Below are 17,646 nucleotides of genomic sequence, written 5' to 3'. Positions count from 1 at the left end.
CAGAGTTGGTCTTCGTTCGGTTGAATCAGGTGTTGGCACGGCAGCCGTTTGTGAGCTGCGCGCTCGCATTGCTGGTGATTGCCACAACGCCGGCGAAGCAGGCGCGCGCCGCGACGTGACCGGGCAAGCGAGCGTCATCGACGGCGATACCATCGAAATCCATGGTGCGCGCGTGCGCCTTTACGGGATCGACGCCCCCGAGCACGACCAGCTCTGCCACGACCGGCGCGGCGAGCGCTATCGCTGCGGGCAAGTGGCGTCGAACGCGCTCGCCGAGTTCATCGGCAGGCAAGCGGTCGCGTGCGTCGAGGTCGACCGCGACCGCTACAGCCGAACGGTTGCCGTCTGCACCGTCGGAAGGGTCGACCTTGCGGACTGGCTGGTGCGCGGCGGACTCGCGATCGACTGGCCACGCTACAGCAGGGGCGACTACGCGCCGGCCCGAAATCGAGGCGCGAGGCAAACAGGTCGGCATGTGGGCTGGACGATTTGTCGAGCCCTGGCGCTACCGGCAATGCATCGGCGCGGGAGGCCGCCCTGAGGGCTGTTCCGCTGCAGGAATCGGCGAGCGGCGATAACGCGCGAAGCCATCAGGGGCACATCATCCGGTCCGGTGAGAACGACGGCCGGAGCCAAAAGCTCTGAAAAACCGGACCCATGTGCATCAATTCAGTGGCTGCTCGAGCCGTGTGCACATGGGGCCGGTCTGATCGTCGCCGCGTCCTCGGACGAACATCTTGCATAACCATCACGATGGTTCGCGATTCCGCGGCGGCTTGGGCGTGCGAAAAACCGTGCGCTACTTCTTCATCTTCTTGGTCTTCTTCGCGACCTTCGTGGTCGCCTTCGCCGTCTTTTTCGCCTTCTTCGCTTTCTTGGCCATGTCGTCCTCGTGGTTTGATTGGCTTGACGAATGCGCGGACGCCGTGAGCCGGTGCGCGCGCCATCAAGCTAATATGAAACTAGCAAAATTGATACCACGTTGGGTTAACGCACTGGTTGAAGTGTCGCGGCCTCGCCGATGATGAGCAGTGCAAGGCCTCTCGCTGATGTCAGGACATGCAATGTTTGCGATCCGCAGACGGTGATGAAGCGTTGTGATTTGTCAACGTGCCAGCGGCGCGGGCCGCGATTGGCGTAGGGTCTGCGCGGTCCGCACGCGGGAGCCGACAGCGACAGGCTCACATAGTCCTTGCGGCCGTTTACTCGGAACGGATTCAGCAGCCGCCGGTCGGGATGCATCTGATGACAACGTGGAGCCGGGTGAGTATACTATGTCCGCGAGAGTAGTATAATTCGCGGTGGGGCCTCCGCGTCGGGGGCCGGTAGCTGCCCCGGTGGACAATGATCGCCGGGAAGGCTGGACGGTCCAAGGGATGCGCTTGCCGCAACCAACAGCATTCAAGCAACCAGCGAATAGCTTGTACTTCGGCCCCCGCCCTCGTCCTTGGCGAGAATGGCCTGATCAACGAGGTCCTGAATGTCGCGCAAGGCAGTGTCGGGCGAGCACTTTTCTATCTTTGCCCATTTGCTCGATGTCAGCTTGCCCTCGAACCCGTCCAGCAGGCGGTTCAACATGTCGCGCTGCCGCTCATTGATCCGGGCTGTCGCATGTCGTTTCCAGAAGTCGGCTTTTTCAAGCACAGCTGCGAGAATGGTCTCAGCTCCAGTGAAGGCGCGGTCGAGGCAGCCCAGGAACCATTCGAACCACGGCGTGACGTTGAGGTCGCCCTTCTGGGTGCTCTCCAGCATGTCATAGTAGGTCTTCCGCTCGCTGCGTATCTGGGCCGACATGCTGTAGAAGCGCTGCGGAATTCCTTCAGAGCGGGCAAGGGACATGTCGGCGATGGCGCGCGCGATTCGTCCATTGCCATCCTCGAAGGGATGGATCGTCACGAACCACAGATGCGCGATCGCGGCCTTGATGACGGGATCAATCTTCTCCTCGGTGTTGTACCACTCCAGGAACGCGGTCATTTCAGCATCGAGCTTTTCGGCGGTCGGCGCCTCGTAATGGACGTGCTCACGACCATAATCGCCCGAGACAACCTGCATCGGTCCCGCCGACACATCTCGCCAGGCTCCCACCGTGATCTTCTTCAGGTTGCTGCGGCCCGTTGGGAAGAGTGAGGCTTGCCAGCCGAAGAGCCTCTCCGTGGTGAGCTCGGCTTTGAATTTCTGGGTGGCGTCGAGCATCATCTCGACAACACCTTCGACGTTGCGGTCTGCCGACGGCAAGGCGCCCGCGTCCATGCCAAGGCGACGCGCCAGCGAAGAGCGCACCGCATCCTTGTCGAGTTTCTCTCCCTCGATTTCGCTGGACTTGAGGACTTCTTCGGTCAGGGTAGTCAGGACAGCTTCTTCCTGCTGTGCAAAACCCAGGGTCTGCATCCGCCCTATGAGCTGGCCTTGCCGAAGCCGGACAGCCGCGAGCAGCTTCGCCAAGGCGTCGAGATCCCAGGAAAAGTGAGGCCAATCAGGCAGTTGGTGGATATATCCTGGCATTCTCCGCACTCCTTGCGGAGAATATGGAGACCATTCTCCGCATCCGCAAGGGAATTCGCCGCGATTTATGCGGAGAATAGGTGGCTGTTTCCCTGCCTCCAGCTAGTTGGAACGACCTCGCAAATCCGCTCACGCGTAGACGTCCTCGCGACGATCGCTTAGCCATGAGCCCGGGATGGGGACGATGTGGGGTCACCACAGTGACAGCTGAGGGACCGCTCTCTCGCCCAAAATTATACTCGCTTCACGGAATCAGGATAACCGGCCCCGTTTTCGGATTTTCAGCTGATGCCGAGGATTCAAGAACGAACGCCCAAACGAGGTCGTTCGATTCGCCCGCTTCTTTGCTTACAACGTCGGTGAGCTGAGCAATCAGCTGAGCCAGACGATTGATCCAGTTTGATCATGCTCTTCACCTTCTATTGAGGCGCTTCCTCACCCACGCCGACGCTGGCGCACCGTCGATCTCTCACTGACGAGCTTGATCGATACGGATCTCGCTGCCGACCACGATTTTTATTCCGGTTGAATGCTCACCGGACTCCCGCTTTTCATCTCGCCGCGCTCGCCAACGCGAGTGAGTGGGGCGGAACATGTTTCCAGCAAAAATCTACATCGGTCAGATCACTGCCGTCTTCGGCATCGTGATCGCGTCGACGTGGGGAGCAACGCAATGGACTGCGGCTGCGCTTGATCGCTTTCTCAATCCTGAGCGGGACGCAAGCGGCGATGCGGCGCTGATCCGAAGGCTGGACCGGATGAGCCGGCAACTGGAACGAGCCGACCGTGACGTGAGCGTCCTGGCGGAGACCATCGCACTTTTCATCCGTTATTACTTGACCATCACCCCGCCGCTGCCTTCGCAAGATCAGGATGCAGCGCGTGCGCTGGGCCGCGAGCGGTTCGAAATGTTTGTTGCCCAAGTCGGCAAACGCGGTCGCCTCCGGTGGCCGGCTTGTCGCGGACGTCATGGATCGCGTCAGCGCGTCGAAACCAGATCTCTTCATGCGGAACCTCGAGGAGGGCGGTCCTCTGGGGGCTGCCCAACCCAGCGATACTGGATCCCGCGCGCAGGGCGCGACGGGTGAGCCGCCGGAGCATTCTCCGGCAGGGCGAGAGGAGGTCGGCAATGTCTGATCTCCTCTCGCCAGAAACCCGCGAACGTCGCAGGGGCATGCTGCGGACCGCGATGGGACCGGCAATCGCCCTGGCTCTGGAAGAGCCTGAAGTCGTCGAGGTCATGGTCAATCCCGATGGGCGGCTTTGGCTTGATCGGCACGGGACGGGTCGCGCCGATACCGGCGTCGTTCTGACGCCGCTGGAGTCGGAGCGGATCATCCGGCTTGTTGCAAGCCATGTGCGGGCGGAAGCGAGCAGTTCGTCTCCAATCATCTCGGCGGAGCTACCTGAGACTGGTGAACGCTTTGAAGGTGTCCTGCCGCCGGTCTCGCTCGCGCCTTGCTTTGCCATCCGCAAGCCCGCAACGACCACGTTCCGCCTATCCGATTACGTCAAGGCGCAGATTGCCTCGCCGCTAATGGCGAAAGTGCTGACATCAGCGGTCACCGAGGCGCGCAGCATCCTGATCGCCGGCGGCACCGGTTCGGGCAAGACGACGCTTGCCAATGCGCTCCTTGCGGAGATCGCTGGCCTCGGAGAGCGGGTGGTCGTCATCGAGGACACCCGTGAGCTGCGCTGCGATGCGAAGGATGCCGTGACGCTCCGGACCAAGCCGGGCGCGGCGATACTGATTGCGCTCCGACCGCATTCCTTCAAGCCGTCGGAGCGGACGGAGCTCTATAATACCGACCGCAAGCAGACCGCCGAGGGCTTGAGCAAGCTGCCAAAGTCCTATGAGGAGTTGCCGCCATCGACACCGCGGCTTGGACCGCCGTCGCCTGGGGACATTGGCCGGGCTTTTGCGGAGAACGAGAAGAAGGCTGGCGTCGCGTCGGACACGGGCTTCCGGACCAACCCGGAGGAGGACGCCGAAAGGGCCGAGCGGATCCGCCAAACACGGGTCGCTCAACAGGCGAAAGAGTCGGGCTTGTTCGTCCGCCTGTCGGAGAAGCAGGATAAGCGCAAGCAGGCGGCTACGGCCGAAGCGCCGGCGGCTTCTCCATCCGCGTTCCGGCCCTCAACGTCCGATACGGGACCGTCTGCTGCGGAACTTGCAAAGACCACGCAGGCGATGGTCGACCGCTCCAGCGAGATCATTCCCTCGTCGCAGGCGCGAAAGGTGGCCTTCGTCGGAGCGAAAGCCGACACGGAGACCACCAATCCCCATGCGCTCAAACCGGCGCCATCCACCTATGCCGTCATGGCGGGATCGATCATCCCAGCAAGCCTCGTCACTGGACTGAATTCGGACTTGCCTGGGGCGACTATCGGCCAGGTTATCGAGAACGTCTACGATACGGTAACGGGTGAGCATCTTCTGATCCCGCAAGGGACGAGAATCGTGGGGAAGTACGACAGTGTCGTTGCGTTTGGTCAGAAGCGAGCGCTAGTCATCTGGACACGGCTCGTACTGCCGAACGGCAATTCGATCGTGATCGAGAACCTTGCGGCCACTGACGTTGCGGGCTACGCCGGGATCGAGGACCAGGTGGACTTCCATACTTGGCAATTGCTCAAGGGCGTGGCCCTGGCGACCCTGATCGGAGTGGGGACACAGCTATCGATTGGAAACGACGAGAGCGACCTCGTGAAAGCGCTGCGGGAAAGCACCCAGCAAACGACCAATCGAGCCGGCCAGCGCCTGGTCGAGCGCGAGCTCGACGTGCAGCCGACGATCACGGTGCGGCCGGGCTGGCCGTTGCGGGTGATTGTTTCGAAGGATCTGGTGCTGAAGCCGTACCACGACGTTCAGACAGCGGCGAAGGGCAGGTGAGGGATGAAGCTTGCGAAGCTGCCTGATCGGACGCCGGTGAAGATGAATGTTGTGCTTACGCCAGGTCTCGCACAGAGGCTGCGAAAGTACGCTGACTTCTACGCCGAAACCTACGGTATCAAGGAGGAAGTGGGTGAGCTGATTCCGTTCATGCTGGAGGCGTTTCTCGATGGCGACGCGGATTTCAGGCGAGCGTGCCGAGCAGGTGGCGTGAAGGATACGCCTGACGCCGCTCCCCGTACTCCCCAAGTTCACCGGACCCGCAAAGGTCAGGATCTCGGCGGGGAGAGTTCACGTAAAGATTAGGCGACCCCGGCATATTGCAAATATTCTCCTCCTGCGCTTGACACGAGCGCGCGCAAGCCGCCTCGTCAGGGACAGGTGGATCAAATCTTTCAATTGTTAGCTTTGAAGGTGTCTTCGTTCAGCAGCTCGCGAAACCCCTTGGTGGAGCGATCTTTGTCGCGCATCAGCGAGAGCTTGTGCTGGACCAGGGGATGGTTGACGAGGTTCACGCTTTGCTTGGTCATGAGATCGCCTCTTCCAGAGTAGCACGTGCGATGTTGCAAGGAGCGTGCCCCATGCCGCGACCGCCACTTCGTTCACCGGCGCGCAAACAGGGGGCGGTCACGGCTCCACGGGTCATGATCGCGTTGTAAACCCTACGGTTAATGCCCCACGACCGTTCGAAACGGCCGTTGTGTTCAGCCGCAATTCGGCCATACTGAAGAATCCTTCGATTGCCGGCAACCGGGCTTGTCCGCCCGGCCGGCCGTCGACATCTCGTGGTGCGTGATGACTCGTTCTAATCGAACTGATCATATTCGGATTACGTCGCATCCGGCGCCGGGTGCGAAGATTGAATTCCCGATTCATTGGGGAGCGGCGACGGCACGTGAACGCGGCCCAGTGATCGGGACGGTTTCGCGCCCCCAGCAGCGCAATGTTATCGGCACCCATAGCGGCTCCTATTCGATCTATCGCGCGCTGGCGGTCTCGTCGGGCGCGCTCGATCCGATCCGGCGGCCGGACCTGACCAACACGCAACCTGCCGCCACGATTGGGCCATTCCCGCAATGGACCGATCCAAACCGGATCGTCTCGCTCGATCCGTGGGGACACCTGGCTGCACAGGCGTTCTCGAAAGAGATTGCCGAGGGCGTCGATATCCGTCCGAGCATCGCGATCACCCGCGCCCGCCTCGATTTGCCCGAATTGCAGGCTGCGATATCGGCCGGACGGCTCAAGCGCGACGGCGCTGTCGTTCACGAGGGGGGAAGCGTCTCCGTCGTCAAGATCGCGATCGACCCGGTCTGGTATCTCCCGGGAATTGCGGCGCGCTTCGCCACGACGGAAAGCAATCTGCGCCGACAGCTGTTCGAGCAGACGGCCGGCATGTTTCCGGAACTGGTGACACGGCCCGACCTCCATGTGTTTCTACCGCCGATCGGCGGTACGACGGCCTATCTGTTCGGCGATGTCGCCAAACTGCCGGACCATCGCACCAGCATCACCTGCCGCGTGCATGACGAGTGCAACGGCTCCGACGTGTTCGGCTCGGACATCTGCACATGCCGCCCATACCTGCTGCACGGCATCGAGGAGTGCGTGCGCGCCGGGCAGACCGGCGGGCTCGGCATCATCATCTACAACCGCAAGGAAGGCCGCGCCCTCGGCGAGGTCACCAAATTCCTGGTTTACAATGCGCGCAAGCGGCAGGAAGGTGGCGATGCCGCCGCGCAGTATTTTGAGCGCACCGAATGCGTCGCAGGCGTACAGGATGCGCGATTCCAGCAGCTGATGCCGGATGTCGTGCACTGGCTCGGACTGAAACGCATCGACCGCTTCGTCTCCATGAGCGACATGAAGTATGACGCGCTGGTGAGTCAGGGCATCGACATCGTCGAACGCGTACCGATCCCCGACGATCTGGTGCCGGCGGACGCCCAGGTCGAAATCGTTGCGAAGAAGGCTGCCGGGTACTACTCGCCGGAGGAGCCCACCCAGCGCGACTTCGTCGGCCGGTCGCTCGATAAATATTGAGCGCGGCCATGTCCTCCGTGATCTCCGAGACAGCGGCGGCCTTGTCATTACTCAATGCCGCGGCGGTGCGGGAGCGCGCGCACCGGCTGCTTGCCATCGGCCTTGAGGATCAGCTGCCGAACTTCCGCGTCCACCTCGACCGCATGGATTCGACGGCCGAACTGGTGGTGCAGACCACGCGAGCGGCGTATCCCTCGCTGGCGGTGCCGTTTCATTCGCGCTGGCGGCATTTCTCCACCAATGGCGTCGATCGCTGGGCGGGCCTGGCCAACCAGGTCGCATGGCCGGATCGCGCGGCACGGGCTCGCGCCGAATTCGATCTGGCGATGGTCAGCGTGTTTCTGGACGCCGGTGCCGGGCCGTCATGGCGGTACTGCGACCCGGTGACCGGATCGGCCATTGGCCGTTCGGAGGGATTGGGACTGGCCAGCCTTGCGATGTTCGCCGCTGGCGCGTTCTCGTCGGATCCGCGACAGCCGCTTCGAGCCGATGCCGACGTGCTGGCGAATTTATCCGTGACAGACCTCGCGAACGGCATGCAGGTGTCGGGTGCCAATCCGCTGGTCGGCATCGACGGCCGGGTGAATTTGTTGCGCAGCCTCGGCCGGCTGGTGGCCTCCAATCCGGCCGTATTCGGACGCTTCGATACGCCGCGGCCCGGCGGGCTGTTCGACCGGCTGGCATCGCTGGCCGACGATCGCAGGCTCCCGGCCGCCACGATATTGTCGAAACTGCTCAGGGAGCTCGGGCCGATCTGGCCGTCGCGGCTGACGCTCGGCGGCATCGCACTCGGTGATTGCTGGAAGCATCCGATGCTGGCGACCGGGGATGCGACCAGCCACCTGATGCCGTTGCACAAGCTCTCGCAATGGCTGGCCTACTCGCTGATCGAGCCGCTGCAGAATGCCGGAATTGCTGTGACCGATATCGACGGGCTGACCGGGCTTGCCGAGTATCGCAACGGCGGTCTCTTCGTCGACAATGGCGTGCTGACATTCCGCGACGATGGTGCAGCGCTCCGGGAGCATGACGTCGCTTCACCGCTTGTCGTGGAGTGGCGGGGGCTGACGGTGGCATTGCTCGACTGCGTCGCGGACAATGTGCGCCGACGCCTCGGGCTCGATGCAGCCGCTCTGCCGCTGGCGAAAATCCTGGAAGGTGGAACCTGGGCCGCGGGCCGACGGCTGGCGCGTCAACGCCGCGCCGACGCATCGCCTCCAATCAAGGTTATCAGCGACGGCACGGTATTTTAGGGCGGAGACTCGGCATGGAAGGCGTCACGATCGTTAGCCATCCGCTGGTGCAGCACAAGCTGACACTGTTGCGCAAGAAGGACACCTCGACTAAGTCGTTTCGCGAACTCCTCAAGGAGATCGGGATGCTGCTATGTTACGAGGTGACCCGCGATCTGCCGCTGGCCGATGTCGATATCGAGACGCCGCTCGCGAAAATGAAATCGCCGGAGATCTCGGGCAAAAAGCTCGTGTTTGCGCCGGTGCTGCGTGCCGGCGTGACTTTTGCGGAGGGCATGCTCGACCTCGTGCCGACTGCGCGCGTCGCCCATATCGGCCTTTATCGCGAACCCGAAACATTCGTGGCCGTGGAGTATTTCTTCAAAGCGCCGAGCGATCTGCACGAGAGATTAGTGATCGTGATTTCCCCGGTGCTGGCGACGGCCAATCTGTCTGTCGCGGCGGTGGATCGGCTCAAGGAGCGCGGTGCCAATGAAGTCCGGCTGGTCAGTCTGATCGCCGCTCCCGAAGGGGTCGAGCGCATGCGCGGCATCCACCCGGATGTTCCGATCTGGCTCGCGGCGATCGACCAAGGGTTGGACGAGAACGCCTTCATCCTGCCGGGCCTCGGCGATGCCGGTGACCGTGCCTACGGTACGCGATAGTCGAGCCTGGCGACCTGATCGGAAGGCTGCGCGATCAATCGTCTTCTTCGGATACATCCGGAAGCTCTGCGAGCCTTGGTATGAACCGCACCACGACGTTTGCTTCCTTCAGCATCGTGGCGGCGATCGCAAAATCCTGAGCCCAATTCGAATTGGGTTGGTCAGGTTCATAACCAACGACCTCCGATATGCCCGATTGAATAATCGCCTTCGTGCATTCCACGCAGGGAAACCAGGGCACGTAGATCGTGCAGCCCTTGAGCGCTATCCCAATGCGTGCCGCATTGAAAATAGCATTCTGCTCGGCATGGCAGCTCCAGATGTATTTTGAGCCCGTGATGCGGGAGTGTCGCTCGTCCACCGCATCGTTGACCCCGCGAGGCAAGCCGTTATACCCAGTCGAGCGTATTTCGTTGTCGGGTCCGACCACGACGGCGCCCACGCGGCGTCCCTTTTCAATGCTCCAACGCGCCAAATGATGCGCCAGAAGCATGAACCGCTCATCCCATTTTCTATCTCGCAATTCGTCCAACCTCGTTATCGTGTACCCAGCATCAAATAGGTGCGAAAAGCAGTCAATAGCCGGATTTCCAGGGCGTTTTCTAGCGAAGTGGCGACCGGTCCGCGTGAAGAAAACGCGTCAAACAAAGCACTAGAGAGCCTCCGGCATCATGCCGAACTTGCGTGCGGGCTGGTCGGACCGAGAACACGGCTTGCCTTTCGCACTTCGTCTAGGAACGCCTTGGCCAGGCGCGACAGGGGTTCTGCCTCCGACCAAAGCATGTGGGCTACGGCCGGTGTTCTGGGCGTGAAGGGCCTGACAACGAGGTCGTGGCTGCCGGCTTGGCGCGGCGAGAATGGATCGACGACGGCAGCGCCGACGCCGGCGGCCGCGAGCACACAGGCAGTGTTGCAGTATCGCACCTCCACCGTCGGCTGAAACGGCGCACCGGCCCGGGCAAAGCTCTCGCGTACCGCTTCGCCCAGTCGCGTTCCGCGCTCCAGCCCGATGAAGGGCAGGCCGACAAGATCGGAGGCGGATATGACGGGATGTTCAGCCAGTGGATGCTTCGGCGGCAGGACACAGACCATTTCGCCGGTGTGGACCACCTCATGCGCGATGCCGGGATGATGCGACAGGCCGAGCACGAAGCCCAGTTCGGCGACCCGGCTCGTCACGCCTTCGATGATTCCTTCATAGCGACGCACGTCAAAGAAGACCCGCGTCTGCCGCCGCTGTTGCAGGAAGTCCGAAAGCGCGGGAGGAATGATGCTATAGGCCAAGGGGGGCGTCGCCACGATCGACAACAGCCCCGAACGACTTTCCCGCAAATCGCGCACGCGGTTTTCAAGCTTGGCGTGAAGCGCAAAGATCGCTTCGCTTTCCTTGTAAAGCGCCATCGCCTCTGATGTCGGGAATAGCCGGTTGTTGACACGTTCGAACAGGGCAAAGCCGGCCTGCGCCTCCATTGCCTTGAGTGCATTGCTGATCGCCGGTTGAGACAGCGCCAGTTCGTCCGCCGCCGCGACCGTGGTCCGGTGCCGGATGACCGCTCGCAAAATCTCCAACTGGCGAAGGTTCATATAACTGCCGGTTATTGTCTCGCCCGAAATATCATAGCACGGGTGATTGCAATTAGCAGGCCGTTTTCACGTAATGGGCGGCGCGGCGGAATGCTGATGGAGCAGAGCATCGCCTCGTGCATTGGCAATCCGCACAGTTTGGAGGCAATATTGGTCCGCATACTTCGCGCCGCTGCCGCCCAGATGGGGCGACGCAAAAAGCGGATCCTCGAGAGCGCACGCTTGGCCGGATGCTGGAGCTTCTGGAGACGGCTGCCGCGCGCGGCGCGGGCCTGGTCGTGTTTCCTGAACTGGCCTTCACCACGTTTTTCCCGCGATGGTACCTCGAAGGCGATGCGCTGGATCAGTATTTCGAGTGCAGCATGCCCAATCCGGCCGTGCAGCGCCTGTTCGATCGCGCCCGCGCGCTCCGCGTCGGATTTTATATCGGCTACGCCGAACAGACTGCCGACCGCCAACGCTACAACTGCTCGATACTGGTCGATCGCGACGGAGCGATTCTCGGCCGCTATCGCAAGGTGCATCTGCCGGGTTCGGTCGAGCCGCGCGCCGACGCACGCTTCCAGCAGATTTCCTGCCTTTCGCGCAGGACCGGATTGGTGTCACGCCGATCATGGGTATGATGATCTGCAACGATCGCCGCTGGCCCGAATCCTGGCGCGTCCTTGGCTTGCAGGGGGTTGAACTGGTCTGCGTCGGCTACAATTCGGCAGCCTATGCCCCCAATGGCGGCGTCACGGAAGATGCCGCGCTGCGCACCTTCCATTCAACGCTGGTGACGCAGGCCAACGCCTACATGAACGCGACCTGGGCGATCGCCGTCGCCAAGGCGGGCGACGAGGACGGCTCCGGACTGATCGGCGGCTCCTGCATCGTCGATCCGAACGGCCGCATCGTCGCCGAAGCGGCGACGTTGGGAGATGAGGTCGTCGTTGCAGACCTTGATCTCGACCTCTGCCGGCAGGGCAAGGACAAGATGTTCGACTTTGCCGCCCATCGGCGGCCCGAGCAGTACGCCGTCATCACCGAGCGTGCCGGTGTTGTCGAGCCGGCCGGGCTCGATGCGGTGGCAACGAATCTTCGGAACCAGGAGGCCGAGCGCCGATCCCGATGAGTAGCTCCGTCAGTGCCGACGTGGCGAATGCGCCCGATCTGATCGAAGTGATGACCGCAACCGCCGCTGCGCTGATCAGGCGGCCGGACCTCGGAGCGATCGCGCCGGGGGCAACCGCCGACCTCACCGTGGTCGACCTGACGCATCCGCATCTGCAGCCGCTGTTCGATCCGCGTCGCGGCCTGATCGCGTTGGCGAACCGCGCCACTATCGACCAGATCGTCGTTGATGGACGCGTGCTGATCGATGTCGGCCGCTATGTCGCCGGCGACGAGGCGACAATTATTTCGGCCGGGACCGCGGCGATCGGCAGGATCTGGGATCTGCCGGAAGCGCAGGCGGCCTTCGATGGATGACGGATCGGCGATGCTCAAACGCAACACCAGGTAAGGTAATCGGGAAAAGCTCATGCGTGTCATCAATGTTGCCGCTGCCCAGATGGGACCGATCCAGAAGGCAGACAGCCGCGAGGCGGTCGTCGGGCGCATGATCGCGCTGATGGATCAAGCCAAGGCTCGGGGCGCCGATCTGATCGTCTATCCGGAGCTGGCGCTCACCACGTTCTTTCCGCGCTGGTACATGACGGACCAATCCGAGGTCGACCGCTGGTTTGAGCGCGACATGCCCAATGCGGCGACCAGGCTGCTGTTCGAGCGCGCGGCAAAACACCAGATTGCGATGAACTTCGGCTACGCCGAATTGACACCGGACGGCCACCATTTCAACACCAGCATCCTGACCGACAAATCCGCCCGCATCGTCGGCAAGTACCGCAAGGTTCATCTGCCCGGTCATTCGGAATTCGATACCGAACGCGCATTCCAGCATCTTGAGAAACGCTACTTCGAACCGGGGGATCTTGGCTTTAATGTCTGGCGTGCGCTTGGCGGCATCCTTGGCATGGCGATCTGCAACGACCGGCGCTGGCCGGAGACCTATCGCGTGATGGGCCTGCAAGGCGTCGAGATGGTGATGATTGGCTACAACACGCCCTCGGTGAACGCCGAGAAGAGCGAGGAGGGGCCGGCGAAGCGGTTGTTCCACAACCGGCTCTCGGTGCAGGCCGGTGCCTACCAGAACTCGACATGGGTCGTGTGCGTCGCCAAGGCCGGCGTCGAGGATGGTCATCCCTTGATCGGTGGCACCCTGATCGTCAATCCCGACGGCGAGATTGTGGCCGAAGCCGGCACCGAAGAGGACGAATTGCTGGTTCACCCCTGCGATCTGGACGCCACCGCCTTCGGCAAGGACACGATCTTCAACTTCGCGCAGCATCGTCGCATCGAGCATTACGGCCTGATCACCAGCCGTACCGGCGCACAACCGCCTCCGGAAAACTGATGTCCGAAACCCGGACGCCGTGGCTCGCAGGTGTCAAGAACGATTGGAATCAGTGATGGGCGAACTGCACCGTGCCCAACGCCATCGTCACGGCGGCCTGTGTCGGATCGATCACGGGAATCCCGAGGGCCTGTTCCAGCGCTCGGCGGTGACGCGCCATGCCGGCGCAGCCCATCACGATGGCTCCGGCGCCATCTTCGTCCTTCATAGCGCGACCGACCTCGATCATCCTCGCCAGCGTTCCTTCACCCGATGCGGTCTCCGCCACGCTCATGTTGAGCGGTCGTTCCCCGGACAGGCGATCCATCAGGCCCATCTGCCGGAGATAGCGCATATGACGGCGGATCGAGCGCTGCGTGATCGCGATGACGCCGAACGAATCGGCGCGCGCCAGCGCCGTCAGCACGCCGCACTCGGCGATGCCGAAGATGGGCCGGTCGGTTGCTTCACGGCAGACATGCAGACCAGGATCGCTGTAGCAGGCAATGACGAAGGCCGCCGAGCTGTTGTCGCTCTCCACCAGCCGGCGCAGCGGCATCGTGACACTGTCGGCATCGGCCTGGCTCTCGATTCCGTAAGGACCTTCCGCCAGCTTCGTGCAGATGATTTCGGGGCCGCCCTCAAAGCAAAGCGGCTTCAAGGCGTCCTCGAGGCCCTGGGTGACGAGTTGGTTGGAATTGGGATTGATCACGAGGATGCGTGGCCGGGACATCGTGGTTTCCTGCGGGATGATGCTTCGCGCGGCAACGTGAGGCAGCGCTATGGCGAGATTACAGCAGAGGCAATCGACGTGCCATCAGCGATGCGCGGCCCGCGCGATCTGTGCGTTCTTCGAAGGGCGTAAGAGCCAGGACCCGGGAGTTTGTGATGACTGAATTCACGTATGATCTCGTCATTCGCGGCGGACGCGTCGCGACTGCGAGCGATGTGTTCGAGGCCGATGTCGCGATTTCCGGTGAAACGATTGCTGCGATCGGTCACCGGCTGGCGGGCGGGCGGCGCGAGATCGACGCGCGCGGCAAGCTGGTTCTGCCGGGCGGTGTCGACAGCCACGCCCACATCGAGCAGCTTTCGGCCGCGGGCATCGTCAACGCCGACACGTTCGAGAGCGCGACCGTCTCGGCGGCCTTCGGCGGCACCACCACCGTGATCCCGTTCGCGGCCCAGCACGTTGGCATGAAGCTGCCTCAGGTGCTCGAGGAGTATCACGCGCTCGCCAGAAAGGGCGCCGTCATCGATTATGCCTTTCACATGATCATTGCTGATCCGACCAGGGAGACGCTGGAAACGGATTTGCCTCGTCTGGTCAAGCAGGGGCATGGTTCGATCAAGATCTTCATGACCTACGACCGGTTGAAGATCGAGGATGAACCGCTGCTGGATATCCTGCTGGCGGCGCGTGAGGGCGGCGCGATGTTGTGCGCTCATGCCGAGAATCACGGGATTATCTCCTGGATGGTGAAACGGCTGCTCGCGCGCGGCTACACTGATCCGAAATACCACGCCATCAGCCATGCGCGCGTCTCTGAAGCGGAGGCGTTCAATCGCCTCATCGGCATGGCGGCCCTGATCGACCAGCCGATCATGATCTTTCACGTGTCGACGGCGGAAGGCGCTAGGGTGATCCGCGATGCGCGCGGCCAGGGGCTGAAAGTATTCGCGGAAACCTGCCCGCAATATCTCTTTCTCACCGCCGCCGATCTCGACAAACCAGGCGTGGAAGGCGCGAAGTGGATGTGCAGCCCTCCACCACGTCGCGCGACCGATCAAGAGGCGTTGTGGCGGGCGCTCGCGCTCGGAGATTTGCAGACGGTTTCGTCCGACCACGCACCGTATCGGTTCGACGAAACCGGCAAGCTGCGCGCTGGCCCCAATCCCAACTTCAAGCAGATCGCGAATGGCTTGCCGGGGCTGGAAGTGCGTTTGCCATTGCTGTTCGACGCGATGGTCTCCCAAGGCCGTCTGAGGCTTGAAAAATTCGTCGATTTGACCGCGACTGCACCGGCCAAGATCTACAATCTGCATCCGCGGAAGGGCTCGATTGCAGTCGGGGCCGATGCGGATATCGGGATCTGGGATCCGCAGCGTGAGGTCACGCTGAGCGACGCCATGATGCATGATCTCGCCGGCTACACGCCCTTCACCGGCCGCAAGCTGCGCGGCTGGCCGGTCACCGTGCTTTCGCGCGGGCGTGTGATCGTGTCCGACGGCAAGCGTTCGGTCGAAGCGGGTTCCGGCCGTTTCCTTGCGCGTGGCGGCGGCGAGGCAGCGAAGCCAACCGGACGGCTGATGCCGGACATGGATCCGGAGCTGAATTTCGGTGCAAGGCTTCTGTAAGCCACTTGCGGCGACCTGTCCGGGGTGAGCGTCAGCCCGTCCGGACAACGTCATGATCGACAACACAGCGATGTCGAGATTGTCGGTAAGCACCTGATAGGGGATCGCAAATCCGCGTGATCGCATTGAAAATGCGCGCGCCCGAAAGTTGCCGCTCCCCCGGTGCCGCCGGACCATGCTGGCATACCATTTGCACGCAAATTGATCAGCATCACCGGTTCGACCGCCTTTGTCACCTCGCCTTGTGCCAAACCTCCACCGATGAAACGGGCGGAGTCGCCACAACAACCGACGTTTGGGAGAGTTTCATGGATCGCAGGACTTTGTTGAAAGGATTGGCCGGGGCAGGCAGCCTCGCGGCGACAGGCGGCCTTTCGATGCCGGCCCTTTCCCAAGGCGCAGCGGCGCGCACCTTGCGCTTCGTGCCGCAGGCCAATCTTGCGAATTTCGATCCGATCTGGGGGACCCAGTATGTGGTGCGCAACGCCGCCGCGCTGGTGTGGGACACCCTCTATGGCGTCGACGCGACATTGCAGCCGCAGCGTCAGATGGTCGAGTCCGAGGAAGTCACCGATGATGGCTTGACCTGGACCTTTCGTCTGCGGTCGGGGCTCAAGTTCCACGACGGCGAGCCTGTGCGCAGCAAGGACGTGATCGCAAGCCTCACGCGGTGGTCGGCCCGCGATCCGATGGGACTGATGATCAAGGCGCTCCAGCAGGAGTTGGAGACTGCCGTCGACGACAGGACTTTCAAATTGGTGCTGAAGCAGCCCTATCCGAAGCTGCTCTACGCGCTCGGCAAGAACAATACGCCGATTGCCTTCATCATGCCTGAGCGCATTGCGCAGACCGACCCGTTCAAGCAGATCACCGACTATGTCGGTTCGGGGCCGATGAAGTTCGCGAAGGCCGAGTGGGTCCCCGGCGCCAAGGCGGTGTTCGAGAAATTCGCCGACTATGTGCCGCGGCAGGAGAAATCGTCCTGGCTCGCCGGCGGCAAGCAGATTCTGATCGACCGCCTGGAATGGGTGGTGATCCCGGATCCCGCAACGGCAGCGGCCGCATTGCAGAACGGCGAGGTCGATTGGTGGGAAAGCCCGATCACCGATCTCGTGCCGGTACTCAAGAGCAACCGCAACATCAACGTCGACATCGCCGATCCGCTCGGCAACGTCGGTTCTTTCAGGATGAACCACCTTTACCCGCCGTTCAACGACGTCAGGGCGCGGCGTGCGGTACTGATGGCGATGAGCCAGGAAGACTACATGCGGGCGCTGGTTGGAGATGACACCTCGCTCTGGAAGCCGCTCCCCGGCTTCTTCACGCCGGGCACGCCGCTTTATTCGGAGGCGGGCGGCGAGATCCTCAAAGGCAAGCGCGATTTCGACGCGGCCAAGAAGCTGCTGGCGGAGAGCGGCTATTCGGGCCAGCCGGTCACCTGCCTCGTGGCACAGGACCAGCCGATCACCAAGGCGCAGGGCGACGTCACCGCGGATTTGCTGAAGAAGCTCGGCATGAATGTCGATTTCGTCGCGACCGACTGGGGCACGGTCGGATCGCGCCGAGCCCAGAAGACGCCTCCGGGGCAGGGTGGCTGGCAGATGTTCCACACCTGGCACGCCGGTGCCGACTGCATCAACCCCGCGCCCTACAACGCCATTCGCGCCAATGGCGACAAGGCGTGGTTCGGCTGGCCTTCGAGCGATGCCGTGGAGAAGGATGTCGTGGTGGCGTGGTTCGAGGCCAAGAATCTCGATGAAGAGAAGGCGGCGATCAATCACCTCAACAAGGCGGCACTCGAGAACGTGGTCTATGCGCCGACCGGCTTCTTCCTGGGTTACACGGCATGGCGCAAGACCATCTCCGGCATCGCGAAGGGGCCGCTGCCGTTCTTCTGGGGCGTGTCGAAGACCGCATGACGACGGCACGGTG

At 62.3% G+C, this 17,646-nt stretch carries 16 protein-coding genes and 2 pseudogenes; 13 read left to right on the top strand and 5 right to left on the bottom strand.

Features of this window, described 5'->3' with window-relative positions; all coding sequences use genetic code 11:
- The first annotated feature begins 115 nt into the window (after nucleotides 1-115).
- Together ACVWW1_RS15485 and ACVWW1_RS15480 are read left to right on the top strand one after the other, a co-directional pair.
- A complete protein-coding gene (locus tag ACVWW1_RS15485) occupies nucleotides 116-541 on the top strand; it encodes a thermonuclease family protein (protein ID WP_456656408.1) in 426 nt (141 codons plus the stop codon).
- Nucleotides 542-737: 196 nt separating this feature from the next.
- Nucleotides 738-1,025: a hypothetical protein gene (locus ACVWW1_RS15480; protein ID WP_456656407.1), complete on the top strand. Its 288-nt coding sequence runs from the start codon at nucleotides 738-740 to the stop codon at nucleotides 1,023-1,025.
- A 376-nt stretch (nucleotides 1,026-1,401) separates the two neighbouring features.
- Here ACVWW1_RS15480 and ACVWW1_RS15475 read toward each other — a convergent pair whose 3' ends face one another.
- Nucleotides 1,402-2,505, bottom strand: coding sequence for a Fic family protein (locus ACVWW1_RS15475; RefSeq protein WP_456656406.1), 1,104 nt, complete (start codon nucleotides 2,503-2,505; stop codon nucleotides 1,402-1,404).
- Between the two features lie 593 nt (nucleotides 2,506-3,098).
- Here ACVWW1_RS15475 and ACVWW1_RS15470 point away from each other — a divergent pair.
- Genes ACVWW1_RS15470 through ACVWW1_RS15460 form a run of 3 tightly spaced genes read left to right on the top strand, consistent with a single transcriptional unit; the run spans nucleotide 3,099 to nucleotide 5,704 of the window.
- A complete protein-coding gene (locus ACVWW1_RS15470) occupies nucleotides 3,099-3,593 on the top strand; it encodes a hypothetical protein (RefSeq protein WP_456656405.1) in 495 nt (164 codons plus the stop codon).
- A gap of 41 nt (nucleotides 3,594-3,634) precedes the next feature.
- The gene (locus ACVWW1_RS15465) at nucleotides 3,635-5,398 is read left to right on the top strand and encodes an ATPase, T2SS/T4P/T4SS family (RefSeq protein WP_456656404.1); all 1,764 of its coding nucleotides are present in this window, start codon (nucleotides 3,635-3,637) and stop codon (nucleotides 5,396-5,398) included.
- A 3-nt stretch (nucleotides 5,399-5,401) separates the two neighbouring features.
- On the top strand, nucleotides 5,402-5,704 hold the full coding sequence (locus tag ACVWW1_RS15460; protein ID WP_143046845.1) for a DUF2274 domain-containing protein: 303 nt from the start codon (nucleotides 5,402-5,404) through the stop codon (nucleotides 5,702-5,704).
- Between the two features lie 113 nt (nucleotides 5,705-5,817).
- Here ACVWW1_RS15460 and ACVWW1_RS15455 read toward each other — a convergent pair.
- Nucleotides 5,818-5,928 (bottom strand): annotated as a pseudogene (locus ACVWW1_RS15455) (uracil phosphoribosyltransferase); the annotation flags it as partial.
- Nucleotides 5,929-6,193: 265 nt separating this feature from the next.
- Between ACVWW1_RS15455 and ACVWW1_RS15450 the strand changes: the two are divergent.
- Genes ACVWW1_RS15450 through upp form a run of 3 tightly spaced genes read left to right on the top strand, consistent with a single transcriptional unit; the run spans nucleotide 6,194 to nucleotide 9,338 of the window.
- Entirely contained in the window at nucleotides 6,194-7,441 is a 1,248-nt protein-coding gene (locus ACVWW1_RS15450; protein WP_092126772.1) for a GTP cyclohydrolase II, read from the top strand.
- An 8-nt stretch (nucleotides 7,442-7,449) separates the two neighbouring features.
- Entirely contained in the window at nucleotides 7,450-8,694 is a 1,245-nt protein-coding gene (locus tag ACVWW1_RS15445) for a URC4/urg3 family protein (protein WP_456656403.1), read from the top strand.
- Between the two features lie 14 nt (nucleotides 8,695-8,708).
- Nucleotides 8,709-9,338 (top strand): uracil phosphoribosyltransferase, encoded by a 630-nt coding sequence (upp, locus tag ACVWW1_RS15440; RefSeq protein ID WP_456656402.1) that lies wholly within the window; start codon nucleotides 8,709-8,711, stop codon nucleotides 9,336-9,338.
- A 34-nt stretch (nucleotides 9,339-9,372) separates the two neighbouring features.
- Here upp and ACVWW1_RS15435 read toward each other — a convergent pair whose 3' ends face one another.
- On the bottom strand, nucleotides 9,373-9,870 hold the full coding sequence (locus tag ACVWW1_RS15435) for a deoxycytidylate deaminase (protein ID WP_244549813.1): 498 nt from the start codon (nucleotides 9,868-9,870) through the stop codon (nucleotides 9,373-9,375).
- Nucleotides 9,871-10,007: 137 nt separating this feature from the next.
- On the bottom strand, nucleotides 10,008-10,922 hold the full coding sequence (locus ACVWW1_RS15430) for a LysR family transcriptional regulator (protein WP_456656401.1): 915 nt from the start codon (nucleotides 10,920-10,922) through the stop codon (nucleotides 10,008-10,010).
- Between the two features lie 230 nt (nucleotides 10,923-11,152).
- Here ACVWW1_RS15430 and ACVWW1_RS15425 point away from each other — a divergent pair.
- From ACVWW1_RS15425 to ACVWW1_RS15415, 3 genes and pseudogenes are all read left to right on the top strand, one after another.
- Nucleotides 11,153-12,036, top strand: a pseudogene (locus ACVWW1_RS15425) (nitrilase-related carbon-nitrogen hydrolase).
- Complete coding sequence (locus tag ACVWW1_RS15420) at nucleotides 12,033-12,392, top strand: amidohydrolase family protein (protein ID WP_456656400.1); 360 nt, start codon at nucleotides 12,033-12,035, stop codon at nucleotides 12,390-12,392. Before ACVWW1_RS15425 ends, ACVWW1_RS15420 begins: the two are co-directional and overlap by 4 nt.
- 52 nt (nucleotides 12,393-12,444) lie before the next feature.
- Nucleotides 12,445-13,377: an N-carbamoyl-D-amino-acid hydrolase gene (locus ACVWW1_RS15415; RefSeq protein WP_092124206.1), complete on the top strand. Its 933-nt coding sequence runs from the start codon at nucleotides 12,445-12,447 to the stop codon at nucleotides 13,375-13,377.
- A 49-nt stretch (nucleotides 13,378-13,426) separates the two neighbouring features.
- On the opposite strand, the gene ACVWW1_RS15410 is transcribed toward ACVWW1_RS15415, so the two are convergent.
- On the bottom strand, nucleotides 13,427-14,089 hold the full coding sequence (locus ACVWW1_RS15410) for an aspartate/glutamate racemase family protein (protein ID WP_456656399.1): 663 nt from the start codon (nucleotides 14,087-14,089) through the stop codon (nucleotides 13,427-13,429).
- Between the two features lie 155 nt (nucleotides 14,090-14,244).
- Here ACVWW1_RS15410 and hydA point away from each other — a divergent pair, with 155 nt between their 5' ends.
- Both hydA and ACVWW1_RS15400 read left to right on the top strand, forming a co-directional pair.
- Entirely contained in the window at nucleotides 14,245-15,714 is a 1,470-nt protein-coding gene (hydA, locus tag ACVWW1_RS15405; protein WP_092124207.1) for a dihydropyrimidinase, read from the top strand.
- A gap of 308 nt (nucleotides 15,715-16,022) precedes the next feature.
- Complete coding sequence (locus ACVWW1_RS15400; protein ID WP_456656398.1) at nucleotides 16,023-17,633, top strand: ABC transporter substrate-binding protein; 1,611 nt, start codon at nucleotides 16,023-16,025, stop codon at nucleotides 17,631-17,633.
- The last annotated feature ends 13 nt before the right edge of the window (nucleotides 17,634-17,646 follow it).

The organism is Bradyrhizobium sp. JR3.5, from assembly GCF_054057015.1.
This window is presented reverse-complemented; position numbering and strand designations above follow the sequence as displayed.